Genomic DNA, 22,035 nt, shown 5'->3' on the forward strand with positions numbered 1-22,035 from the left:
GCTTATTTAAGAGTGTTCACACCCAAATATGAATATCTCTAATTCATCGTCAACCTAGACCAAATCAATAATCATGCGTCTCGAAAGAAACATATATCTTTGGAGAAAAAATGATTAATAAATTTAAGTACTCTTTGGTTGCAGTGTTGACGACTACTGCCCTTTCGGCGAATGCTGGCATTAAGATCTTGGACAATGACCAAGGGCACTTTTCTATCGGTGGTGACGTGGAGTTGGACTTCAACTATCAGGATAGAGACTCTACCCAAGGCAGTAGCAGTGAGTTTAACCAAGACGGTCGTATCCTAGTCGAGTTCTCTGGAGAGAGATACAGCGACAGCGGTCACTTCGTGGGCGTGAATGTAGAGTCGCTATTTAGGACCGATGGTGATGTAGGTGTGGATGACGTCTACCTAACCTTCGGTAAGAAAGATGGCTGGGCCATCACTGCTGGTCGCTTCGAGGCTTATGACATGTTCCCTGTTGGGCTAGATGTATTCCTTGAGTATTCGGGCGATACCTCAAACGACCTATATACCGATGGCAGTGCCTATATCTACCAGATGAAAGAGGCGCGTGGCCGTGGCTCTGACGGTCAAATCATGTATAACCAGAGCTTTGGCAATCTGTACCTTGAGCTTGCGACTATGATTGGCGACCGCTCATCTCTATTCGCAGACAGCTATCAAGGCGTTCAAGTGGATAGAGACAATGTGAAAGACTCCTTCTTGGTGCGCCCTGTTGTGGCTTATCAGCTCGGTGATTTTACCTTAGCTGCATCCATGGAAAGCAACCTAGTCAGTGATGCGATAGTTGACGTGAACGGTAGAGATATCTCCGACCGTACCGGTTACGGCGCAACGGTAAACTGGGCGAATGATGACTGGTCTGTCAATGCCAACTTCGCTTATATGGATGCGGTAGATGAAGAGAACATGTCTATGGGTCTAAACGCCGTGTATAAGAACTTTGGCTTAGGGCACGTCTACGCTACCAATGAATACGACAATAGCAGCTTTGCTGTGGGTGACGTGAATGTGCACACCACCTATGCCTCGTATGAGTTTAAAGATGTGCTAGACATTCAAGACTTCGGCATCGCGCTTGGTACTTACTACACCACAGTTGAAAATAAGACCGACAACATGAGCGTGTTTTCCGAAGACGATGATTTCGGTGCTCGCGTTAGGCTGACATACGTTTTCTAATATATCTGTGAAACATCAAGTTTATAAATGGCTATATTCCTTTGGCAAAATATACCCCCTATTTTACTCGGTTGAATATTGAACATTTATAAATAACGATTCTGATGTGCTTATTTATTCACAGCGATTAGAAACAGAAGAAGCCTGTTTAATACAGGCTTCTTTCATCTTTAATATAAATAGCTAGTTCGGTAAAGTTAGCGTCTTTGCTTACCTCTGTTTCGAGCCTTGGCAGCCTTATACGCAGAAGCTGCTTTCGCTTGTGAATCCAGAATTGAGTCAACAGTGAGTTTCATCGGCTCTCTTGGTTCAATTCCGTCGGCAAAGGTTCTCATACGTGGAGGAATGCCCTTCTCTTCTTCTGTCGGACGAGGCATTCGCTTGAATCGAGACAGATAGAATGCTTCTAGCTTCTCACGAGCCCAATCACTTTTACGCAGATATTTTACACTGCTCTTAATCGAAGGGTTGGTATGAAAGCAGTTAAAACGCATGGCGGTATCTAGGATATCCCAGCCGTAGTGTTCCACTAACTCAGTCACCATTTGTTCCAATCCCAAGCCATGCAGCGGATTGTTTTGTAAGCCTTCTCTATCGATTGTCATAGTATGTTCGCACCCTATTTTTGTTGGGCTAAGTCTAACACGACTAATGAGCTTGGATGAAAGTTAAGTATCAATCATCTTTTAGGCATGCAAGACGTAGGACTCTTGGTTGATATGGCGATTATTTGCAATCGGCATTATCAAAGCAAAGAGACTGACCACTGGCAGGAATCTCTCCCTTCTTATCACGCATACCATCAAGTTTGATGTTTAGGTAAGTCGGCTTGTCTCCTGAAAGGCCTACCCACATTATGTGGTCCATATTCACAAGCTGGTCTTCAAAGATCTTACCGCCGGAGGTCGCCAGTTGGATGTAGTCCTGCCCTAGCCTTTGAGTATATTGATAGCTATGCACATGACCGTTAAATACCGTGTAGTTGCGCCCCATCAATTCAGTTTCTATGGCCTTGAAATTCTTCTCTTGTTCATTCTGCCATACCGGCTTATGCATGAAGATAAAGGTCCAACGAACATTAGGGTTCTCTTGGATCGCATCAATCACATAATCACGTTGATTATCGCTAATTTCACCATAGTAGCGCTGGCTTAACTTGGCATATTCGGTATTTTCAAACTGTGCTGGGTCTTTCTTATATACCTCTATAGCCTGATTTCTTTTGACTTTAAGGTCGGTAAAGAAGGCATCTGTGAAATCCTCACTGTCCATCACAATAAACAGCGAATTCTGGTATACAAAGTGGTAGTAGCGGGGACCTATGGTCTTCTCATACCAGGTTCGCATCTTGGCATTGGATATATCGTGGTTGCCTACTGCTGGATAAAACGGGATACCCTTGTTCCCTAGATTATTTTGGAAGGTCGCCCACTCACTATTCATTTGTGCTTCGTCTTCGGTGCCACCTTCAATCAGATCACCGATGCTCATGATGAAATCTGGTTGCATCTGCTCGATACCCTTTGAGGCTACCTTAAAAACGCCGTCTCGCTCACCACCAGTAAGGTCACCAATAATGGCGAAACGTATTTGGCCTTTAAGAGGCTCGGGCGCATCGAACGCAAAGGCCACTGAGCTAACTAAAACAAGAGAGGAGAATATAGACTTGAGCATAGGGTTATCCATTTGGTTCGACACCTCAATTCTAATGCTATTGAGCTTATTCTCTTAGCCATTAGACGACAGCTATACCTGATAATTGGCTTTGTTTCCAATATCAAAATGAAGCGGCATCTGCCATTTTTTGATACTCAAAAAACCAAAGATTAATCCAGTAAACAAAGCACTCATCGCCGTTAATATGTCTAGATAGAAATATTGACCAATCAGAGCCAAACCGATAAAAACAGGGATAAGCTTTAGGCCCGGAACCTTAAAACAAAAGGACTCTTTTAGAGCAATGCCGGAAAAGGTAACGCAGAAAAGCAGTTGAGCGATGAGAGGCTGGCCTATGACAGCAATAACCAATAAGCCGACCCATGAACTCCACACTATGATCGCTCGAATATTCTTATCATAGATATGAAGGTTAGCGGCAATCAAAGCAGCACTTATGGCAAGCAAACTCATCACTGAAGCAGCGACTTGCGCGATGGATATATAAGCCAAGAAAAGGTAGGAGAACGCCAGTAATGAAATGCCGAAGCGATACCCTATAACGCTCAGCCTATCTAGGGTATCTAACTCTTCTTTATGTTCCGGATTGGCCATTACTGGTCGTGATGTGTATCGATGCGTTCAATATCTACACTGCCAGTCAGAGAATCTACCACTGCCTTATAGTGGACAGTTGGAGAGCTTTCAGATTTGAACTTGTATTTGAACTGGGACACGGGCAGTAATATCGGCGTGTCTTCGTAATAACTAATGCCGTAGCCATCAGCTTGATATTCAGGCGAACTGGTTAGAAAAGTCATGGCGCGCTTTTTATTTGATTCTTGATTGTAGCGAGGCATGGTGGATGGATTGCTTGGATAACTCGTACCATCGTGCTTAACCAGTCGAAGATAACCATTGCTCCAAACGATTAGGTTCTTCCAGCCGTTTGTCTCACGATGACCCAACATAATTGGTAGTTCAGTGACCGTCATTCGGGCAATCTGATTGTTGTCGCTATCGATAATAAAGGCTGTACATCCACCTGTGCCACAGTATTCCATCCCCTCCATTAAGATAAGGATCTCATCACTGCCATCACCATTCAGATCAGCTTTACCGGAATTGTATTTAGTGCCATCGGCCGTCTCCCCTTCAGGAAAGGTAACCTGTGCATAGCTTGGCAGAGGGCCTTGAGTTTTAACTTCAGCTTGGGTCTGCTTACTAGTTTCAGGGGCAGATTGGCAACCCGCTAACATAATGGCTAATGCCACACCTGAAAAAGCTTTGATTCCGTTCATAACCTAATTCCGATATATCAGTCAAAAAACGAGTTTTATCAGAAGTTTAGATTAGATTGGCTCGACATAGTAATAAATCGCCAGAAAATGGCATACCGCGCCCGCCAATACAAAGCAATGCCAGATGGCATGATTAAACGGAATGCGCTTAGCCACATAAAAAATCACGCCCAAGGAATAGATCAAGCCACCAACGGCAAGGAGTACCAACCCGCCTATTTCTAGGTGCATCGCCAGTTGATAAACAACGATTAACGACAGCCAACCCATGGCCATATAAGAGATGAGAGAGAAACGCTTGAAGCGATAGACAAAGGCCACCTTCATAATGATGCCAAGCAGCGCAATGCTCCAGATTACTATCATCAAGCCAATCGCTAGCGGAGTTCTTAGGCTTACTAACAAGAATGGCGTGTAACTTCCGGCAATTAGCAGATAGATGGCACTGTGGTCGAAGGTTTTAAGCCAGCGCTTAGCCCTTTGAAAAGGAACCGCGTGGTAGAGAGTCGAGGCCAAGAACAGCACTATGATGCTCGAGCCGTAGATAGCCATACTAGTAATGGTTAAACCATCAGCGGAGTGGTCTATCGCTTTTATCAAAAGCATGATCAAACCAACGATGCCAAATACCATTCCCGCCCCGTGGGTAATGGAGTTAGCTATCTCTTCTTTTACTGAATATTGAGCCTGTGACTGCGACATTTGCTCGCCCTCTTGCACGATTACCGAGCTAGTATGTCACGTTTAGCGAACAAGTGTAAGCTGAAATTTTATTCTCTGAAATTGGCTGTTAATCAATGAATGTCACAGAAATTAAACACGCTTAGCCAAGCCCCGATATCCGCTTCGAATAACGCGTTAGCGCATCTAGTGCTATTGTTATTTCTACGGTTCTCTTTGTTGTATGACCCCTCCCCGTTTACTTGAGAGGAAAATTCATGGGCAATTTCATCTTTGATAACCTTCTGATCATTGGCCCCGCAATCGTGGCGCTGATCTCCTGCTTTCTGCTGCTGCAGAACATTCGCAAATACCAACAAGAGCTGCAAAGCCTGACTCATAAAAAACAGGTAGAAGCCGAAACTGAAAGCGAGGCTGAGCTGGAAAGTGAGATCCTCGAGCATCAGCTAGAGAGTAATACCGAAACCGACACCCCTTCCCCATCGAGTAACACTGTTTACGGTGCGGCCCTCTTCTTATCAGTTCTACTGCTCACCTTGGCGGGTATCTCTGCGCAATCGAGAGTAAGTATCGCTCAAGTAGGTGTTGAAGAACTTGAAACGTCAAATCAGGAACTTCGAGACAAGATCCAAGTATTCGAAGAAGAGCAGACTAAGCTAGTCACCGAAATCAATGACTACAAGCAGAGCCAAAAGACCCCACTGGAAAGGCTAAAGATCGAAGATATGATAGACGGTAGAATGCAGGTCGCCTTTGGTTGGGTACCGAGCTCAGCAATACTATCCCTCGAAGTAGTCACTCCGAGCGGAGAAACGATAAACGAAGCAAGTGCCAACGGCTCAAAGGGCGGTCATTTCACCCAAGACCCTATGAATGGTACGCAAACCATCATGTGGTCAGATAAACGAACCCCGAAAGGCAAACACCGAATCATCATCCGTCATGTCTCCGGTGGTGCAGCTCAGCTTGGGATCAAGATAGGCATGAACAACACCATTCAAGAATATGAGGACGTATTAACCTCATCCGACGGAGTGTTAGAGCTCAATATAGAGGTGCCGTAATCTTTCAACACAAAGAAAAAGAGTGAGCGTTTTAGCTCACTCTTTTTTTGATTAGATATAAGGTCTAGTTGCACTCTTGAGCTCATAAAGCTCAATACTCGCCTTCCCTTTCTCTAGTTTGATGCTTTGACCATCGGTAAATACTCGCGCACTCATTACATGCTCGCCGCCGTTAACAAACAGCTCTAGAGAAGAGTTATCGGAAAGGATGCGTAATTCTACTTTCTCGCTTGCAAGCGGCAACTCACGGATCGTATCGCCTTGCTGGATTTGAGTGTGGGTTCTGTCTAATAACAGAGTGCCATTCTCTAGCTTGATAGACACATACTGCTCACCAGAGTTATGCAAACGAAGTTCGCCGCCCTGCTCTAACGTCACATTCAATTCAAAAGATTTACTAGTTAGGCCGGTATACGCCTCGCCTTCATTAAGTTCAAACTGCTGTTTTTCACCGCGAAGAGATTCAATCTCAGAAATTGGCCACTGGATAAGTTTGCCATCAACGTAAGTTAACTCGCGCAGTGCGGTCAGTTGATGCACCCAATTATTGCTTGGGTGTTCAATCTCATCTGGAAGCCCCATCCAACCGGACATAATACGGCGACCATCTGGTGTCTCTAAAGACTGCGGCGCATAGAAGTCAAAACCCATATCTAGGTTCTGAAACTCCTTCAGAGCAATACCGTTGTCTTGGCCAAACTCAGATTTGAAGATGCCGTTGTGATGAGGGATAGTATGGTGCTTGCTCTCAGACTCAATACCTTGAGGACCTGCAACCACAAAGCTTTCGCCATTTAGTTCGAAGAAATCTGGGCATTCCCACATATAGCCGAAATCACCCTGCTCTTCACCAAACAGGCCTTTGAACTGCCACTGTTTTAGGTCAGCAGAGCTGTAGATAGCAAGGCGACCTTTAAGGTCGGTAGTCTGTGCGCCAAGGAACATCAACCACTCATCACCACGCTTCACTATCTTAGGGTCGCGAATATGCTCGGTCACACCTGGGGGTAATTCAGGAACAATTGGACCGAGCTTTTTAAAATCAATCCCGTTTTCAGATACAGCCAAACACTGTGTGGTTTGGCGAATGCGCTCATTACCGATGCGAGTATTTCCGGTGTAGAAGAGCATCAACTCATCGCCATTGCTTAGCGCGTGGCCTGAGAATACGCCGTGGCTATCGAACCAATCAGATGGCGTTAACCCTAGCGGCTTCCACTCCCAGTTAATCAGATCTTTACTGGTCAAGTGTGCCCAGTACTTGTCTTTGTGCACACATGCATATGGATACCACTGATAGAAGAGGTGGTACTCGCCGTTGTGGTAGATAAACCCGTTTGGGTCATTAAGTAGACCTTGTGGCGGAGCCACATGCCAACTTGGGCTGAATTCACATTCAGTAGGCTGAACGCAAGCATCAGCGAGCACTCGCAGATTTTCATCAATCAAGGTACCAAGCTCTAGAAGCTCAGAGTCAGTTAGTTGACGTTCAATAGGAAGAACAACCTGAGTCTCGCCCAATACATCCAGTTTTACCCAGTTTTCGGTTTGTGAGGTAAGAAGACCTGCATCTACAACCTCAATAAACTGCTGCCCTTCTGCCTTTAGTACTCGGCGAAGGTTAGATTGACCACCACAAAACTCCACCAGATCTAGCACTGACTGTGACTGATTACTCATTGAAATACCGCATATCATTTTTGGGAACGTTTGCAATAATATTCATCGGGATAGAAAAATACAACGCTCAATTGATATGCAGATTAAAAGTGTGATCGTGATCTAAAGTTGTTTGGTGGCTTTGATGAGGGGGTTGGTTGAGTATGTTCAGTGGTAAAGATGCCGGATAGATTCCGGCATGACGTCGGTTTGAGGTGGTTTAAGTTCGTGTGCATCGCCATCCCGGCATGCTTTTAGCCGAGATCTTTGACACTCTAACGTAGCGCATTCGAATATAGAGTAAGTGCGTTACAAAGATGCCGGATGAGCTCCGGCATGACGGGCTTTTTAGATTAATGAGAATTAAGAAAGGCGACGCGACAGAGGTTCTAGAAAGTTTTGTTCCGCAAGCTACATATAGGAAATACGTCATCCCGGCAGGCTCTTAGCCGGGATCTTCAAGCAAAGCCCCACATCAAAAAGACCACCAACTGAAAGCTGACAGCTAAAAGCTTCCCTTAACACGTATCCCTATCAACAGCCGTAAAGCTCAGTACTACCTTGCTCGTTACAGCAGGCTGGCCATCGATAAGCTCAAGCAAGGTCTTGGCAGCGCTTTCTCCCGCTTTATCAAAGGTATAGCTAAAGGTTGAAAGAGACGGACTAGAAACAAAACCAAGCTCATCGTTACCTACACCTAGCACCTTAATGTCTTTGCCGACGCGCTTATCTGACTGCTCAATAGCCTTAATCGCACCAATAGCGATGCGGTCTGTTGCGCAGAAGAGGCCGTCGAGATCAGGATATTGTTTTAACAGCTCAGTCGCTTGCTCAAATCCAGACTCGATAGAGAAGTCACCATGACTATGGAAGATAGGTTCACGCTTGTTTTTAAACATCAGTGCCTGTTCGAGCCCTTGGTATCTGAGTTTATCTACCGCGATATCTTTGCTGGCTACGCCCATAAAGCCGATGTTCTCACAGCCTGCTTCCACCAAGCGACTGCCCGCGGCAAAGCCTACCCTTAGGTCATCGTGCACTATGCTCGGGATATTAAATAAAGAGCCGTCCTGCCCTACCAAAACTACAGGTGCTTGAGAGTTAGAGATGGCTGATACCAAGGCTTCATCGAGGTGTGTCGCATACAAGATGATGCCCTCTACTCGCTTTTGGTTAAATAGCTTAATGAAGTCTATCTCTTTTTGATAAGAGAGCTGGGTACTGGCAAGTAGCACCTGTTTTCCGGCTTCTTCAAAGGCAAGGCTAAGGCCGTCAACCCCTTGTGATGTGGCGTTTGAGGCAACGCGCGGCACGATAACCCCAACTAGGTTGGTGCGCTGAGACTTGAGATCTCTCGCCACTAGGTTAGTTTGGTAGCCAAGCTCATCTATCGCCTGCTGCACCTTGTCCTTCGTGCTCTGCTTTACCCCGTATTCATCGTTGACGACTCGAGAAACGGTGGATTTTGAAACACCAGCACGTTTTGCAACGTCGTGCAGACTAACCATGATATAGAACTCCCTACTATTAACGTTTTGGACTATCCATCAAATAGCCCTAGGTGTAAACCTTCAACCAAGTAAAATGCGTGCGCTCGATACTAAAGTGCACAACACAAGAATAAGTGTCTCAAAAATGCGTACTTAACACTAATACAGGTTAGATACATGTGGCTAATTTATAGATCATCATCACAAAGGTGAATAAGTCGCTTTGACAGTACGACGTTCAAAAATATTATTGCAAACGTTCCCAAAACGAATTCTAAAATTTCCAAACCTAATTACCGGAGCTTGGTATGAACTACCCAGTCATAGCAAAACAACTATTAGAAATGCTTGGAGGCAAAGAGAACCTTTCTGCTCTAGCCCACTGTGCAACCCGCCTTCGTCTAGCGGTTAAAGACGACTCTCTGATCCAAGAAGATGCGATCGACAACCTTGAAGGCGTTAAAGGCCAATTTAAAGTAGCGGGTCAATATCAGATCATCTTTGGCTCAGGCATCGTAAACCAAGTTCACGCTGAAATGGCGAAGCTAACGGGCATGACCGAGATGTCTACCAGCGAAGTAGCATCGGCAGGTAGCGAGAAGCAGAACATCGTTCAGCGTGCGGTGAAAGGTCTGTCTGACATCTTCGTTCCTATTATCCCAGCTATCGTGGCGGGTGGTCTATTGATGGGTATCTTTAACCTGTTGACCGCTCCGGGCCTTTTCCTTGAAGGACAATCGCTGATTGATGCCAACCCAGGTCTTGCTGATCTTGCAGCCATGATCAACACCTTTGCTAACGCACCTTTTGTTTATCTACCTGTTCTGTTGGCATTCTCAGCATCGAAGAAGTTTGGCGGTAACCCCTTCCTTGGCGCGGCGCTAGGTATGTTGATGGTGCACCCTGATCTTCTCAACGGCTGGGGCTTTGGCGGCGCATCAGTAAGTGGCACTATCCCGACATGGAACATCTTTGGTTTTGAGATCCAAAAGGTGGGCTATCAAGGCTCTGTTCTACCTGTACTGGTATCGGCGTTTATACTGGCTAAGGTTGAAAACGGCCTACGTAAGGTCATTCCATCGGTGCTCGATAACCTGCTAACACCTATGCTGGCTATCTTCATCACAGGTTTCCTAACCTTTACTCTAGTAGGTCCTATCACGCGCGATGCTGGCTTCCTATTGGGTGATGGCCTGAACTGGCTATATGACTCTGCTGGCTTTATCGGCGGTGCGCTATTTGGCTTTATCTATGCGCCATTCGTTATCACGGGCATGCACCACAGCTTTATCGCAATCGAGACTCAGCTTCTTACAGACATCGCGGTTACTGGCGGTACCTTCATCTTCCCTATCGCAGCTATGTCTAATGTTGCTCAAGGCGCAGCGGCTCTAGCTGTTGGCTTTAGAACTCGCGATACCAAGCTTAAAGGCGTTGCTATGCCATCAGGTGTCACAGCACTTCTAGGTATCACTGAGCCAGCCATGTTCGGTGTAAACCTTAAGCTTCGCTATCCGTTTATCGCGGCTATCATAGGTGCGGCAACCGAAAGTGCATACATCACGCTGTTCAACGTCAAAGCCCAAGCTCTGGGCGCGGCGGGTCTTCCAGGCATCATCTCTATCCGCCCTGAGAACCTAACCCAGTATGTGATTGGTATGGCTATCGCGTTTGCTGTTGCATTCGGCCTAACCCTAGTACTTGGAGTACGCCACGCAAAAAAGCAGACTAAGCTAACCGCTGCAACGGCTAGCTAATCGTCCAAAACTGAAAAGAGCGCCAATTTGGCGCTCTTTTGTTAGGTTCTGTTGACCTAGTTAAATAATGAGGCGGCTCGTGCCTTAGTACATTCCACTGGGAACTGATTCTGTACGGCACTGACTGATGAGCAGACCGTCGACAATGCCGTGTTGTTGTTCCAAACAAATACAGCACCAAGTGCGACTACTACCGCTACGATAACCAGTTTCTTCATCCTTACTCTCTCAATTGCACGTTAACCTTGTTGCTAAGCATAGACGACGCAATAAAAGTTTAAATACATGAAAACAAAGGTTTACCGTATTATGACCTTATTTAGCTAAGATCTGACGCCAAACCGCCACTTCGTCAAACAATACGTACTCTCGGCGAAGACCCCAAGGCCCAAACTCTGCATGGCTTGCGCCCATGATATATACCTCGGCGCCAGTTGGCTCACCAAACGCACCATAGCCTTCATGCTTACCCTTTAGAGACCAGCGAATCGCCGCACGTGGTGACATCATCTGCTCTTCAAGGCCGATGCAGTGCTCTATCTTAAACTCAGCATTTGGAAAGGCGGAGCGAAGGCTCATCCAGAAAGCGTCTATCTCGGCGTGTGAAAGTGCGGTTTGATTTCCGGCATACTCGCCAATACAGGCGCGGTCATACTCTCTCGGGATAACGCTAAACTCGGCCGCCATGATGGACTCTAGGATCTGAGCATATTTCAAACCCCAAGGGCTATCGTTTCCTGGGCTTTGGTAAGGACCGGCTACATCCAAATCTGGTGTAAACACCTGCGCCCCACCCTCAGCTTTAATTTGCTGAAGCGCCATCTCCTTTGGCTCAATACCTATCTGTCTTGCTACGGCGCCTTGGTCTCGAATCAGCCACTCATCGTTAATCTGATTATTGATGGCATGGCAATCGGCAATGATTCGAAACTTCAAACGCTTGCCAGTCGCCTTGTGGGTTGCAGTGGAGATAATACGGTGCGAAGAGAGCATTCCCGTTTCTGGTGTGCCTGACCAGATCACGTCCTCGCCAAGCAGGGTGCGGTCTGGAAACTGTGCCAGCACTTCCATGGTGGCGTTTATCACCTGCTTATTGCCCACGGTGATTGCCTGCGGGGTGCGCACGATAATATCTGGTGAGTAATATTCGTGTAGGGTATGTAGGCCGCGCGCCTCCCAGATCTCACTGGTGATACCCAAGATATAATCGGGAAAGTCTTTCCACTTTGGATCGAATCCTTGCATAGACATAAAACCTCCTTATCTATCAAATTGTCTGTAACGCGCCTTATTCAATTCGCGCATTCGCCCGAGCACATCGACGCCGAGCTGATCATAAACATGCAGAAGATCCACCAGCACCCAGTTCTCGCGGATCTTGCCGTTCTCACAACGCCAAAAATCGAGACTGCGCATAGTGATCTCTTTGTTACTTGGCGCAATGCCCAGCCAACCACTGCCGCTGACTGTCATCTCCATTCCCGGCCAAGCAGTAAAACCAACATAGTTTTTATCTGCGAAAAGATACCCCATGCCTTCTTTGGTGCGCCTGTTTGGCAGGGCATTCAAGAACGGGATCTGATGCCAGTTGCGAAAACCTTGAATACCGCGTGCGGTACCTATGCCCGATGGCCCATACCAGCTACATTTTTCATGCCAGTATTTCTCTAGCTCCATCGCCTCAACACCGCCTGTGGCATGCTTGGAAAGGCCTGTTAGCATATCGCCCACAAGATTAAGGCTCGCCTGTGCTTGAGCAATATCAGTACCCGCTACCAAGCCATCATTGGAGGCCGGCGCTGGCGGGTTCCACTCCCAGCCCAGGCTTGGCACCATAGGCCAAACCCCGGCTTGCATCATAAGCTGCGGAATATCCCACAAGGCTTGTACTTCAACCACTTTATTGTCTTCAACGCGATAGAACTCGTGAAAGCGCATCGACATCTGATGACCGGTTGGCGGAATATCCAGCCAAGGTTCGAGAAAACTACCTGTGTAGTAGCCAGCCACGCCCACCCAGTAGGCACCGCGAGCCTCACCAGCCATCGAGATATAGGTACGTTTTTCTAGATCTGGCACAGCTTCTAATAGTGGTTGATAGACCTCATAAGCCAGTGCTTGTGGGTTAGAAAGCGTCTCAAACGGGTGCGCTAGCTGTATCTTGGCATTTGGGGCAAAGTTGTGGTCTATAAAGCCACTGATCTTCTCTAGATCAAAGTCATACATCAGCTTATCAAGGGATTGAATAAGCTCCTTTGCGCCCAGCTCTAGCATATTGGCTCTCCCACTTTGTAAAGCGGATTCTCCTCGCTATCACGCTGCTCCCAGCTGCCACCATTGAACGGGTCAACACCCAGCTGCTGCATCACACTTGGGAAATCCACCATCACGTAGTTATCGACTATCTTGCCATCCACGACCTTCCAAAAATCCATGTAGCGGATGATGACCTTCTTACCCGTTGGTGCAATGCCCATGAACTCGCCAGTGTGTACGGCCTCTTGTCTGCCAAAGGCTGCGCACCATTCACCTTGTGTGATGCGTGCTTCATCGGTACAGACTTTCTCAGAAAACGCTGCTTGGAATGGTCGCTGCCAATTTTCTTGAAACTCTTTTAGGTCTTTCTTGAAGCCGCAACCGCCGTTACCCATCCAGCGGAAGGACTCAGCAAAGAAAAGTCCCATATTATCGATATCATGGTCATTCAAGCCATCAACCATGGCATCCACAACAGCTAGGGTTTCTTCGGTTTTAGTTAAGTCGTTATCCTTAGTTAGCACGCCTTGTTCAGGACGACGAAGTTCTAGTGGCGAGTTCATAAAAACCTCCTTTGTTATTATTTGGACAAGCCTCTCCCCCACCCGTTAAGGGCAGAGGGAGGTAATAGTGAATGTGAGTTAACCTTTTACTGCACCGGCAACGAGACCAGATACGATTTTCTTCTGGAAGAAGATGATAAGCGCCACGATTGGCAGCGTGATTGATACCGCGCCGGCCGCACTCATAGACCAGTACTTGATGTCATCGGCGCCAAATTGCGAGATGGCCACTGGCATGGTCGAGGCATTGGTCGCTGTCAGCGTTAGTGGGATCAAGAACTCGTTATAAGCCAATAGGAAAGTAAACAGACCTGTAGTGATAATCCCTGGCCACATTACTGGCACGATGGCTTTTCTGAACGCTTGGAATTGGGTACAACCATCCATCATTGCCGACTCTTCAAGCTCCTTAGGAATATTCATAAAGAACGAACGCATCATCCAGATAGTGAACGGTTGGTTGATAGCCACAAGCACCAAGATAAGCACGATGTGTGTATCGTACAGTCCAACCATACGAGTGAACTCATAGTAAGGAATAAGGAACACAGTATGTGGTAGCGAGCGGAATACCAGCGCCAGCATCAATAGCCAGAAACCAAGTTTTCCTGGGTAGCGCGCCAGTGCGTAACCCGCCAAGCAGCCGATGGACAGAGAGATAACCACCACACCTAGGGTGACGATGACCGAGTTCCACAAATACTCACTGAAGCCAAACTCTAGCCATAGGCTGGCATAGTTGCCTGCGGTTGGTTCAAACACCCACACCGGCGGGTTTGAAAAGGCATCTACCGGAGACTTAATGGACGTCATAATGGTCCAGAAAAATGGAAAGGCGCAGAACACAATCCAAAGGAGCATAACGGCGTAAACCATCATGCGTTGTACGCTCATATTGGTTGGGTTCATTGGCGAATTCCTTTTTGCTCACGATAGGTTAGATACAAGAACGGGATCAGTAGAACGAAGATACCCACCATGGTTAACACAGATACTGCGCTTCCTTTCGCCACTGCATCCTGCACAATACCCACGCGATAGTTGTAATACATGAGTGTCTCTGTGGCGTTCAAGCCACCTGTCATTACCGCCACCGAGTCAAACAAGCGATAGGCATCCATAATGCAGATCATCGAGATAAACAGAATTAGAGGCTGTAGTGCTGGCAGTACCACGTGCTTGATTTGATCCCACTGATGAGCGCCATCTAGCACAGCTGATTCTAGTGTGTCTTGCGGGATAGCTTGCAAGCCTGCGAAGAACACAATCGCCGCGAATGGCGTTACCTGCCAAATGCCATACATGATGATAAGTAGGCGCGATTCAAACACATCAGAGAACCAGTAGATCTCAACGCCGATCAAGCTAAGCAGATAGGTTACATAGCCAAAGTCTTGGAACAGCCATGAGAAGATCAGCGTACCTACTACTGGCGTTACCACGAATGGTAGAAGCGTTGCCGCCATAAAGATGCCGCGTACTTTTTTACTTAGCTTGTTTAGCGCAAGGGCCACGATAAAGCCCAGCACTAGCACAGAAATAACTACGCTCACGGTATAGATAAGGGTGAACTGAAACGCCGACCAAAACGCATCGTCAGCGAGGATTTCGAAATAATTTTCAAAGCCGACGTATCTCAGCTCACCCTTAAAGTTAAATCGGTTTAATGACAGGTATAAGGTCATCACCAATGGCGCAGCCATAAGCAGCACCATGGACGCGATGGATGGACCTGAGAAACCTAGAAAGTTACGTAAGTTCATCCTGTCTCCTTAATCGAGGTAGCCTTGCGAGCGAGCCTCGCGATAGTAGGTCTCAGCAGCATCGTTTAGTGCTAGACGAATATCGGTTTTACCTGCCAACGCATCAGGCAATTTGTTGCCAATCTCGGTGTGTGCCAAGCCATAGAAACCTTCTGTTGGGAAAGGACGTGCGCCACTTTCCATCATCTGGTTTAGAGCGGTCAGGTAACGGTACTCATCCCCTTCCACTTGGCTTGCTGAGGTGCGAGATAGGAACGCAAGATGATTACCCTGCTCCATATTCTCTTTCTTCATGGTTTCCATCATGATCTTGAACACAAGCTCGCGATCCGCACCGATACGATTCGGGAATACATAACCATCCCAGAAGATACTGGTGGCTGGCACGGTTGTATTTGCAGTCGCAGTTGGCGCAGCCGCGTAATTCACCTTGCCTACTACCTTAGATACTTCAGAGTTGTCCATTTCCGCTGCGCGAGTTGCCCAGACATTACCCATTACAGCCTTGTCTTGTTGGAAGTTAACCATGACCAGGTCATTGGACAGAGACAGTGCGTTTGGCGACATTAGAGGAAGTAGATCTTTTAGGATGTTTGCCGCTTCTACACCTTTCTCATTGTTAAACAATGGTTTACCCGACTCATCGAAGTATTCACCACCTAGTGATAGGTAGATGTTGGTGAACTCAGTCGCTACGTCCCAACCGCGACCCATCGCTTGTGATACTGGGTATTGAATGCCCTCTTTTTGCAGAGCTTGACCGGTAGAGACCACTTCTTGATAGTTAGTCGGAACCTCTAGCCCATATTGCTTAAACACGTCTTCACGATAAAAGAACTCTTGCATGTTCAGCTGGATAGGCAGTGCATAGATCTCACCATCTACTCGCGATAGATCCCAGATACTTTCTGGAATGTCTGCAAGGTCGTACTCATCCCAGTACTTCTCAACTAGGTCAGTAATAGGCTGGATCTGCTCTTTAATCATGAACTCATGAAAGCTTTGCGCTGAAACCTGAATCACGTCATATGGCGAGTTACCGCGACGGCTAGAAAGCACGATGCGCGCTTGCTCTTGCACTGCACTTCCGCTCACTAGCTTGTTTTTGATCTGTAGACGTGGTGATGCGCACTCTTCCATCTTGTCAGAGAAGTGTTTTAGCACTGGGTAGCTGTTTGAAAGCAATGAAATCTTGCCTTTCGCTTCCATATCGCCAAGGTCGCATGATGCCATCGCGTTTACTGAGAATAGTGACGCCGTCACAAGCGCCAATGTAGTTAGTGTCTTTTTCATCATGCCTTCCTTATGCTGCGCGCTCTGTGTATAGCTCTTCTGGACGAATGCGCTGTTCCGTAATTGAATCAAATAGATAGGTGTGCTCTAGATTGAACTTGAAGCCTACTTTCTCGCCTATGGCTAAGTCGCAGTGTTTATCCGCTCGGCAGATAATGAAGTGGTCTTCAACCTGCACGGTAACCAAGGTGCACTCACCAGTTAGCTCAACTGAATACACCTCAGAGACTAGGTTTGCCTCGCTCTCATCAACGATCTGCACATCCTCAGGACGTACGCCAAGGGTTGTTCCCTCGTTTGAGACGTTGCCAAAGCCTGACACCTGACAACCTTCGCCAGTGAAGGTGCCATCTACTAGGTCACCCTTGATGAAGTTCATGCCAGGTGAGCCGATAAAGCTCGCTACGAACAGATTCGATGGGTTGTTGTAGATCTCTTTTGGCGTATCAAGCTGCTGGATCTTACCTTGATAAAGAACAGCAACACGGTCTGCCAGCGTCATCGCCTCAATCTGATCGTGAGTTACATAAACCGTGGTGCGCTGGAATTCGTGATGCAGATTCTTGAGAAGTGCACGCATCGAAACGCGAAGCTTTGCATCTAGGTTTGATAGAGGCTCATCCATCAGGAACAGAGCTGGCTCACGTACAATGGCACGCGCCAGTGCAACACGCTGGCGCTGGCCACCAGATAGGGTTGCTGGTTTGCGATCCAGTAGGTGATCGAGCTCAACACGTTTAGCAGCACGCATTACTCTCTCATGCAGTTCCTCTTTTGGCACTTTTTGCATCTCAAGTGGGAAAGCGATGTTGCCGTAAACGGTCTTTTGCGGGTACAAGCCGTAGCTTTGGAACACCATAGCGATGTCACGATCACGTGGGTGCGTATCATTCACGTATTTATCGTCGATATACACGTCACCTGTGCTCGGGGTATCGAGACCCGCGATCATGCGCATAGTAGTTGTCTTACCGCAGCCAGAAGGGCCAAGCAGTACCAAGAACTCCTTGTCCTTGATCTCTAGGGATAGATTTTCGATTGCGGTGAAATCACCCCAAAACTTCTTGATGTTCCTTAACGAAATTGATGCCATGTGTCTCTCCATGTTTCATAAACATGCTCGGATCAGGAAAATGATTCATCCGAAGCATAATTTTGCATACGAATTCATAATGACATTCATAACGCACAAAACAACAATTCATTAACAAATATCGCCAGCAGTTTACAAATATGTGGTTTCGCTCATAAATGAAGCAGTTAACACAGTGAAATTCGTAACAAACCTTGACACTGGACAAATAAAATACGAATTAAAGACACTTTTTGAGCAAGATCACGAAGTCATTCTCATTTTGGATAGGAATGCAAAACTAGCTCTGACTAGGTAAACCAAAACACAAATGAAGAATAACTATTCGTACCACAGATAGATGGTGAATTGTTTTAAACGAAAGGTTCTGGATAGTGTTTTGTAGTGTGGAGAAGAATTAGGGTGAAATGAAAATACTACTGCAGTATTAAGACCCCGGCTCAAGAGATTGCCACTGTGAGCTGTGAGCTGTGAGCTGTGAGCTGTGAGCTGTGAGCTGTGAGCTGTGAGCTGTGAGCTGACTGTTCCATACACTCCCCACTTAATGCAACTCTAGCACTCTTAAATTGGCCGTCTGAGTACCCCCACCAGTTCACATCCACTACTTCGTCATTCCCGACGAATGGCCTAGCCATTCGAGCGGGAATCTCTAGGGGCAAACCAGTTCATTTGTTGAAACTTACCTTTTCAGCAGTCTGTAACACAGAGCGAATGAAGCAGCCCTAGTCGGTGTTGAAACCCGATACAGCAGAAGACCCCGGCTCAAAAGACTGAAGTGCCCCCTTAAAGTTAGACATTTCTCTTAAGCAACTTTCAAGGCTTGGTTTCGATATTCTATCGGAGTCAGGCCTTTCAGTTTCACTTTGATTCGCTCAGTGTTGTAGTAATGGATGTACTCTTTGATGCTTCTAATCAAGTCATCCGCGTTGTCGAAGTCCCGACCATGATACATCTCCGTTTTAAATAGACCGAAGAAGTTTTCCGCCACAGCATTGTCTAGGCAATTGCCCTTTCGAGACATGCTTTGTTCTATTCCACGTTCTCTTAGCATCCTGACGTACAACTTGTGTTTATACTGCCAACCTTGATCACTGTGTAGTAATGGCTGAGTTCCTTTTGGGAGCTTGTTAATCGCAGCTTTCAACATATCTAGTACCAGCGGAAGTCGAACATGTTTTGTCACCTGATAAGACACCACTTCTTGATTGAAGAGGTCGATGACAGGTGATAGGTAGACCTTCTGTCCTTTGACCTTAAACTCTGTAACATCAGTAACCCACTTCTCATCTGGCTTGGATGCAAAGAAGTTTCGGTCGAGCTTATTCGGTGCTGCATAAGCTAACTCTCCTTTATGGGAGCGATACTTTTTCGGTCTAACAGTGGATTTAAGTCCTAGCTCTCTCATTAATTTGTAGACCGTTTTATGGTTTATTTGAATGCCCCTATTTCGCAAGGTCCAGTAGATACGTCGATAACCGTAACGACCTTTATGCTGATAAAAGATACGAGTAATAAGCTCACGCTCACTAGCATAGTTCGAGGGTTTCTGAGCCACCTTTACTTGGTAGTAAAACACACTCCGAGCAAGTTTTATCGCTCGCAATAGGTACTTAAGAGGATGATCAGGCTTTAGAGCTAAAACAGTCAGCGCTTTTTCTTGGTTTGTCCTTCTTTTTCCAGTCTTAGCTCCTTCAACTTTTTTAAAACCGCATTCTCCGCACGAAGATATAGAAGCTCCTCTTTTAGCTCCTCTAATGTCATCTCATCGTCTGGTTTGTTGGTAGTGTGCGATTTAGATTTCATAGTGGCTCGTCCTCGCGATCTTGGCTCAAGCCCTACGACACCAGAGTCTTGGTACTGGTGAAGCCACCTAGATAAAGCAGATGGAGTAGAGAGGTTAAGCACAGCGCTTGTTTTATTGATCGACCAGTTGTTTTCCCACATTAGGCATAAAGCGTCGAACTTCGCTTTCGCTGTTGTGAGGTGTTTATGAAGAAACGCTTGCTCGCCATTCTCTTCATAGACACGCGTCCAGTATCGTATTTGTCTGGAGTTGACATTAAATATCTTAGCGAGTGCTCTAGACGATATTCCGTCACTGCATTGCTTCGCTACCGATAGTTTAAACTCTCTGCTGTATTTGGACATAAAAAGACCCACAATAATTGGTTGTCCAACTATTGGGGGTCAGTTCAAGACTACCGGGGTGACGAACTTTGGGTCGAGCGTGGGGGCCTGTTCTATTGCCCTTCCTCCACTGACTTACATACAACACCCCGTCATTCCCGACGAATGGCCGAGCCATTCGAGCGGGAATCTCCCCTACCGAACAATCGCATTTCACCACAGACAAAAAAGCCCGCAACTCTCGTCGCGGGCAAACTCACAAACACATTCAATCAAAGGTTCGGCAGCGTCATTGAAATTGCCGGAATAAAGGTAATTAGCATCAGTGCTACTAACATTGCACCTATCCAGCCGATGATGGCTCGAGAAAGGGACTCTATTGGAACCTTACCCACCTGACTGGCCATAAAGAGGTTGGCCCCTAATGGTGGCGTCACAAAGCCAATGGCTAGGTTTACGATCATCACAATACCGAAGTGCACAGGGTCCATACCCAGGGCTGTAACGATAGGCAACAAAATCGGGGTTAGGATCACGATTGCAGCCAAGGTCTCCATGAAGGTACCGACAATCAACAGAAGCAAGGTAATGCAAAGCAGGATAAGTATCTTGTTCTCAGTTAGAGAGAGAATAAAGGTCGCAATCTCAGTAGGTAGACGCTCTAAGGTAAGGATGCGTCCAAAGGTAACCGAAGCACCTACGATAACCAGAACCGCACCCACCAGCAGCGAAGACTCCAAGATGGTTTTCACTACCGTCTTAACATCCAACTCTTTATACACAAACATGCCAAAGAAGAGTCCGTACATAACACCGATCGCCGCCGATTCGGTTGGAGTGAAGATGCCAGAGTAGATACCGCCGAGGATGATGACCGGCAATAACATAGCCCAACTGGCCTCGCGCAGTGCTGCCCACTTTTCTGACCAAGTCGCTTTTCTATCGTTACCCTGATAGCCCTTAATATGAGAGACAATCACGCAGTAGCCGATAAGCGCAATACCAACAACGATGCCGGGGATAATCCCCGCCATAAACATCTTGGTTACAGAGACCTCTGCGGTGATGGCGTACACGATCATTACTACCGACGGAGGAATGATTACGCCGATACCGCCCGACGATGCTATCAAAGCTCCAGAGAATGAACGGCTATAGCCCTTCTTCACCATACTCGGGATCATGGTCAGACCGATAGCGGCTACCGTTGCCGAGCCTGTACCTGAGATAGAGGCGAAGAACATACAAGCCACGATAGCAACGATGCCAAGACCACCTGTAAAGTGGCCAAAGAACACCTCAGCAACATGCAATAGACGCTTCGAGATCCCACCCTGGCTCATCAGATTACCCGCAAGAGTAAACAGAACCACTGCCAATAGTGGGAAAGAGTCCAGACCCGTTACTAGGCCTTGAACCAAAAATTCTGGGTTCAAAAATGGCAGGCTCATGATGGCGATCATACTCGCCCCTGCCAAGGCGATACCTACAGGTACGCCAATAAGTAGCAGCATACCAAAGCTGCCAAACAAGAGTGCAGACGTCATGCTTGTAGCTCCAGTAGTCGATTCGAGGTGCGGTGCTTCGCTTTAAGATGGATATAGCGAGAAGAAGAGAAACGCTGAACCACTTTACTCGGTTCAAACAGGCTCAACACACGCTGTTTGATACTTACACCGAGACGAATAACCGACAGTACCGCGCACACCAGTACCGAGGCGTACAGACAAGCTACCGGGATCTCCATCGCTGGTGCTATCTGACCAAGCTTCAAGCTACGCTCGATCACGCTGTGACCATACCAGGTCACGGCAAGCATAAACGCCATAAAGATAAGATCGGACAGAATAAGCATGCTCTGCCCTATTTTTGCAGGCAGCTTATCAACAAGGATACGTATGCGAATATGACGATCATCCTTGATGCAGTAGCTGATGCTGAGATACATAGCCCATACAAACAGGTAACGAGCCAACTCTTCAGCCCAAGGGATGGTAGCGTCAAACGCGCGAAGTACAATTTGCACACACAAAAGTGTAGTCATAGCGCTGATTGCAATCACAATCAGGCTAGGTTCTAGATATTTGTCTAAGAAACGAAACCATTTCATACAACTCTCCTTAG

22 protein-coding genes are annotated in these 22,035 nt (G+C 46.9%); 3 read left to right on the forward strand and 19 right to left on the reverse strand.

Going from position 1 to position 22,035, the window contains the following annotated elements:
* Window positions 1-110: 110 nt before the first annotated feature.
* Window positions 111-1,208 (forward strand): carbohydrate porin, encoded by a 1,098-nt coding sequence (locus tag Pcarn_RS07680; RefSeq protein ID WP_261833281.1) that lies wholly within the window; start codon window positions 111-113, stop codon window positions 1,206-1,208.
* Between the two features lie 197 nt (window positions 1,209-1,405).
* Here Pcarn_RS07680 and Pcarn_RS07685 read toward each other — a convergent pair whose 3' ends face one another.
* The 5 genes from Pcarn_RS07685 to trhA form a co-directional block, all read right to left on the reverse strand.
* The gene (locus tag Pcarn_RS07685; protein WP_261833282.1) at window positions 1,406-1,813 is read right to left on the reverse strand and encodes a VF530 family protein; all 408 of its coding nucleotides are present in this window, start codon (window positions 1,811-1,813) and stop codon (window positions 1,406-1,408) included.
* A gap of 121 nt (window positions 1,814-1,934) precedes the next feature.
* The gene (locus Pcarn_RS07690; RefSeq protein ID WP_261833283.1) at window positions 1,935-2,882 is read right to left on the reverse strand and encodes a metallophosphoesterase family protein; all 948 of its coding nucleotides are present in this window, start codon (window positions 2,880-2,882) and stop codon (window positions 1,935-1,937) included.
* Window positions 2,883-2,954: 72 nt separating this feature from the next.
* Complete coding sequence (locus tag Pcarn_RS07695; protein WP_261833284.1) at window positions 2,955-3,479, reverse strand: DUF2301 domain-containing membrane protein; 525 nt, start codon at window positions 3,477-3,479, stop codon at window positions 2,955-2,957.
* The gene (locus tag Pcarn_RS07700) at window positions 3,479-4,165 is read right to left on the reverse strand and encodes a hypothetical protein (RefSeq protein WP_261833285.1); all 687 of its coding nucleotides are present in this window, start codon (window positions 4,163-4,165) and stop codon (window positions 3,479-3,481) included. Before Pcarn_RS07700 ends, Pcarn_RS07695 begins: the two co-directional genes overlap by 1 nt.
* 51 nt (window positions 4,166-4,216) lie before the next feature.
* A complete protein-coding gene (trhA, locus tag Pcarn_RS07705; RefSeq protein WP_261833286.1) occupies window positions 4,217-4,867 on the reverse strand; it encodes a PAQR family membrane homeostasis protein TrhA in 651 nt (216 codons plus the stop codon).
* Between the two features lie 236 nt (window positions 4,868-5,103).
* Between trhA and Pcarn_RS07710 the strand changes: the two genes are divergently transcribed.
* Window positions 5,104-5,910, forward strand: a complete 807-nt coding sequence (locus Pcarn_RS07710; protein WP_261833287.1) for a hypothetical protein — start codon at window positions 5,104-5,106, stop codon at window positions 5,908-5,910.
* Between the two features lie 51 nt (window positions 5,911-5,961).
* Here Pcarn_RS07710 and Pcarn_RS07715 read toward each other — a convergent pair whose 3' ends face one another.
* Window positions 5,962-7,590: a glycoside hydrolase family 32 protein gene (locus Pcarn_RS07715; RefSeq protein ID WP_261833288.1), complete on the reverse strand. Its 1,629-nt coding sequence runs from the start codon at window positions 7,588-7,590 to the stop codon at window positions 5,962-5,964.
* Between the two features lie 497 nt (window positions 7,591-8,087).
* Window positions 8,088-9,077 (reverse strand): LacI family DNA-binding transcriptional regulator, encoded by a 990-nt coding sequence (locus Pcarn_RS07720; RefSeq protein WP_261833289.1) that lies wholly within the window; start codon window positions 9,075-9,077, stop codon window positions 8,088-8,090.
* A 290-nt stretch (window positions 9,078-9,367) separates the two neighbouring features.
* On the opposite strand from Pcarn_RS07720, the gene Pcarn_RS07725 reads away from it, so the two are divergent.
* Window positions 9,368-10,816: a sucrose-specific PTS transporter subunit IIBC gene (locus Pcarn_RS07725; RefSeq protein ID WP_261833290.1), complete on the forward strand. Its 1,449-nt coding sequence runs from the start codon at window positions 9,368-9,370 to the stop codon at window positions 10,814-10,816.
* Between the two features lie 56 nt (window positions 10,817-10,872).
* Here the strand turns inward: Pcarn_RS07725 and Pcarn_RS07730 are convergent, their stop codons facing one another.
* The 12 genes from Pcarn_RS07730 to Pcarn_RS07785 form a co-directional block, all read right to left on the reverse strand.
* Window positions 10,873-11,034 carry a hypothetical protein gene (locus Pcarn_RS07730; RefSeq protein ID WP_261833291.1) on the reverse strand — a complete coding sequence of 54 codons (162 nt, stop codon included), beginning with the start codon at window positions 11,032-11,034 and terminating at the stop codon, window positions 10,873-10,875.
* A 97-nt stretch (window positions 11,035-11,131) separates the two neighbouring features.
* Window positions 11,132-12,067: a nuclear transport factor 2 family protein gene (locus tag Pcarn_RS07735; RefSeq protein WP_261833292.1), complete on the reverse strand. Its 936-nt coding sequence runs from the start codon at window positions 12,065-12,067 to the stop codon at window positions 11,132-11,134.
* Window positions 12,068-12,076: 9 nt separating this feature from the next.
* A complete protein-coding gene (locus Pcarn_RS07740) occupies window positions 12,077-13,090 on the reverse strand; it encodes an ester cyclase (RefSeq protein ID WP_261833293.1) in 1,014 nt (337 codons plus the stop codon).
* Window positions 13,084-13,635, reverse strand: coding sequence for an ester cyclase (locus Pcarn_RS07745; RefSeq protein ID WP_261833294.1), 552 nt, complete (start codon window positions 13,633-13,635; stop codon window positions 13,084-13,086). The genes Pcarn_RS07740 and Pcarn_RS07745 overlap by 7 nt, the downstream gene beginning before the upstream one ends.
* A 78-nt stretch (window positions 13,636-13,713) precedes the next feature.
* Entirely contained in the window at window positions 13,714-14,544 is an 831-nt protein-coding gene (locus Pcarn_RS07750; RefSeq protein WP_261833295.1) for a carbohydrate ABC transporter permease, read from the reverse strand.
* A complete protein-coding gene (locus Pcarn_RS07755; RefSeq protein WP_261833296.1) occupies window positions 14,541-15,398 on the reverse strand; it encodes a carbohydrate ABC transporter permease in 858 nt (285 codons plus the stop codon). The genes Pcarn_RS07750 and Pcarn_RS07755 overlap by 4 nt, the downstream gene beginning before the upstream one ends.
* Window positions 15,399-15,407: 9 nt before the next feature.
* A complete protein-coding gene (locus tag Pcarn_RS07760; RefSeq protein ID WP_261833297.1) occupies window positions 15,408-16,691 on the reverse strand; it encodes an ABC transporter substrate-binding protein in 1,284 nt (427 codons plus the stop codon).
* 10 nt (window positions 16,692-16,701) lie between these two features.
* Window positions 16,702-17,784, reverse strand: coding sequence for an ABC transporter ATP-binding protein (locus Pcarn_RS07765; protein WP_261833298.1), 1,083 nt, complete (start codon window positions 17,782-17,784; stop codon window positions 16,702-16,704).
* 802 nt (window positions 17,785-18,586) lie between these two features.
* A complete protein-coding gene (locus tag Pcarn_RS07770; protein ID WP_315972687.1) occupies window positions 18,587-19,540 on the reverse strand; it encodes an IS3 family transposase in 954 nt (317 codons plus the stop codon).
* The gene (locus Pcarn_RS07775) at window positions 19,429-19,932 is read right to left on the reverse strand and encodes a helix-turn-helix domain-containing protein (protein WP_261833299.1); all 504 of its coding nucleotides are present in this window, start codon (window positions 19,930-19,932) and stop codon (window positions 19,429-19,431) included. Before Pcarn_RS07775 ends, Pcarn_RS07770 begins: the two co-directional genes overlap by 112 nt.
* Window positions 19,933-20,183: 251 nt before the next feature.
* The gene (locus Pcarn_RS07780; RefSeq protein ID WP_261833300.1) at window positions 20,184-21,458 is read right to left on the reverse strand and encodes a TRAP transporter large permease; all 1,275 of its coding nucleotides are present in this window, start codon (window positions 21,456-21,458) and stop codon (window positions 20,184-20,186) included.
* On the reverse strand, window positions 21,455-22,021 hold the full coding sequence (locus tag Pcarn_RS07785) for a TRAP transporter small permease (protein ID WP_261833301.1): 567 nt from the start codon (window positions 22,019-22,021) through the stop codon (window positions 21,455-21,457). The genes Pcarn_RS07780 and Pcarn_RS07785 overlap by 4 nt, the downstream gene beginning before the upstream one ends.
* Between the last annotated feature and the right edge of the window lie 14 nt (window positions 22,022-22,035).

The sequence above is a fragment of the Vibrio ishigakensis genome, from assembly GCF_024347675.1.
In the GTDB taxonomy this organism is placed as follows: Bacteria; Pseudomonadota; Gammaproteobacteria; order Enterobacterales; family Vibrionaceae; genus Vibrio; species Vibrio ishigakensis.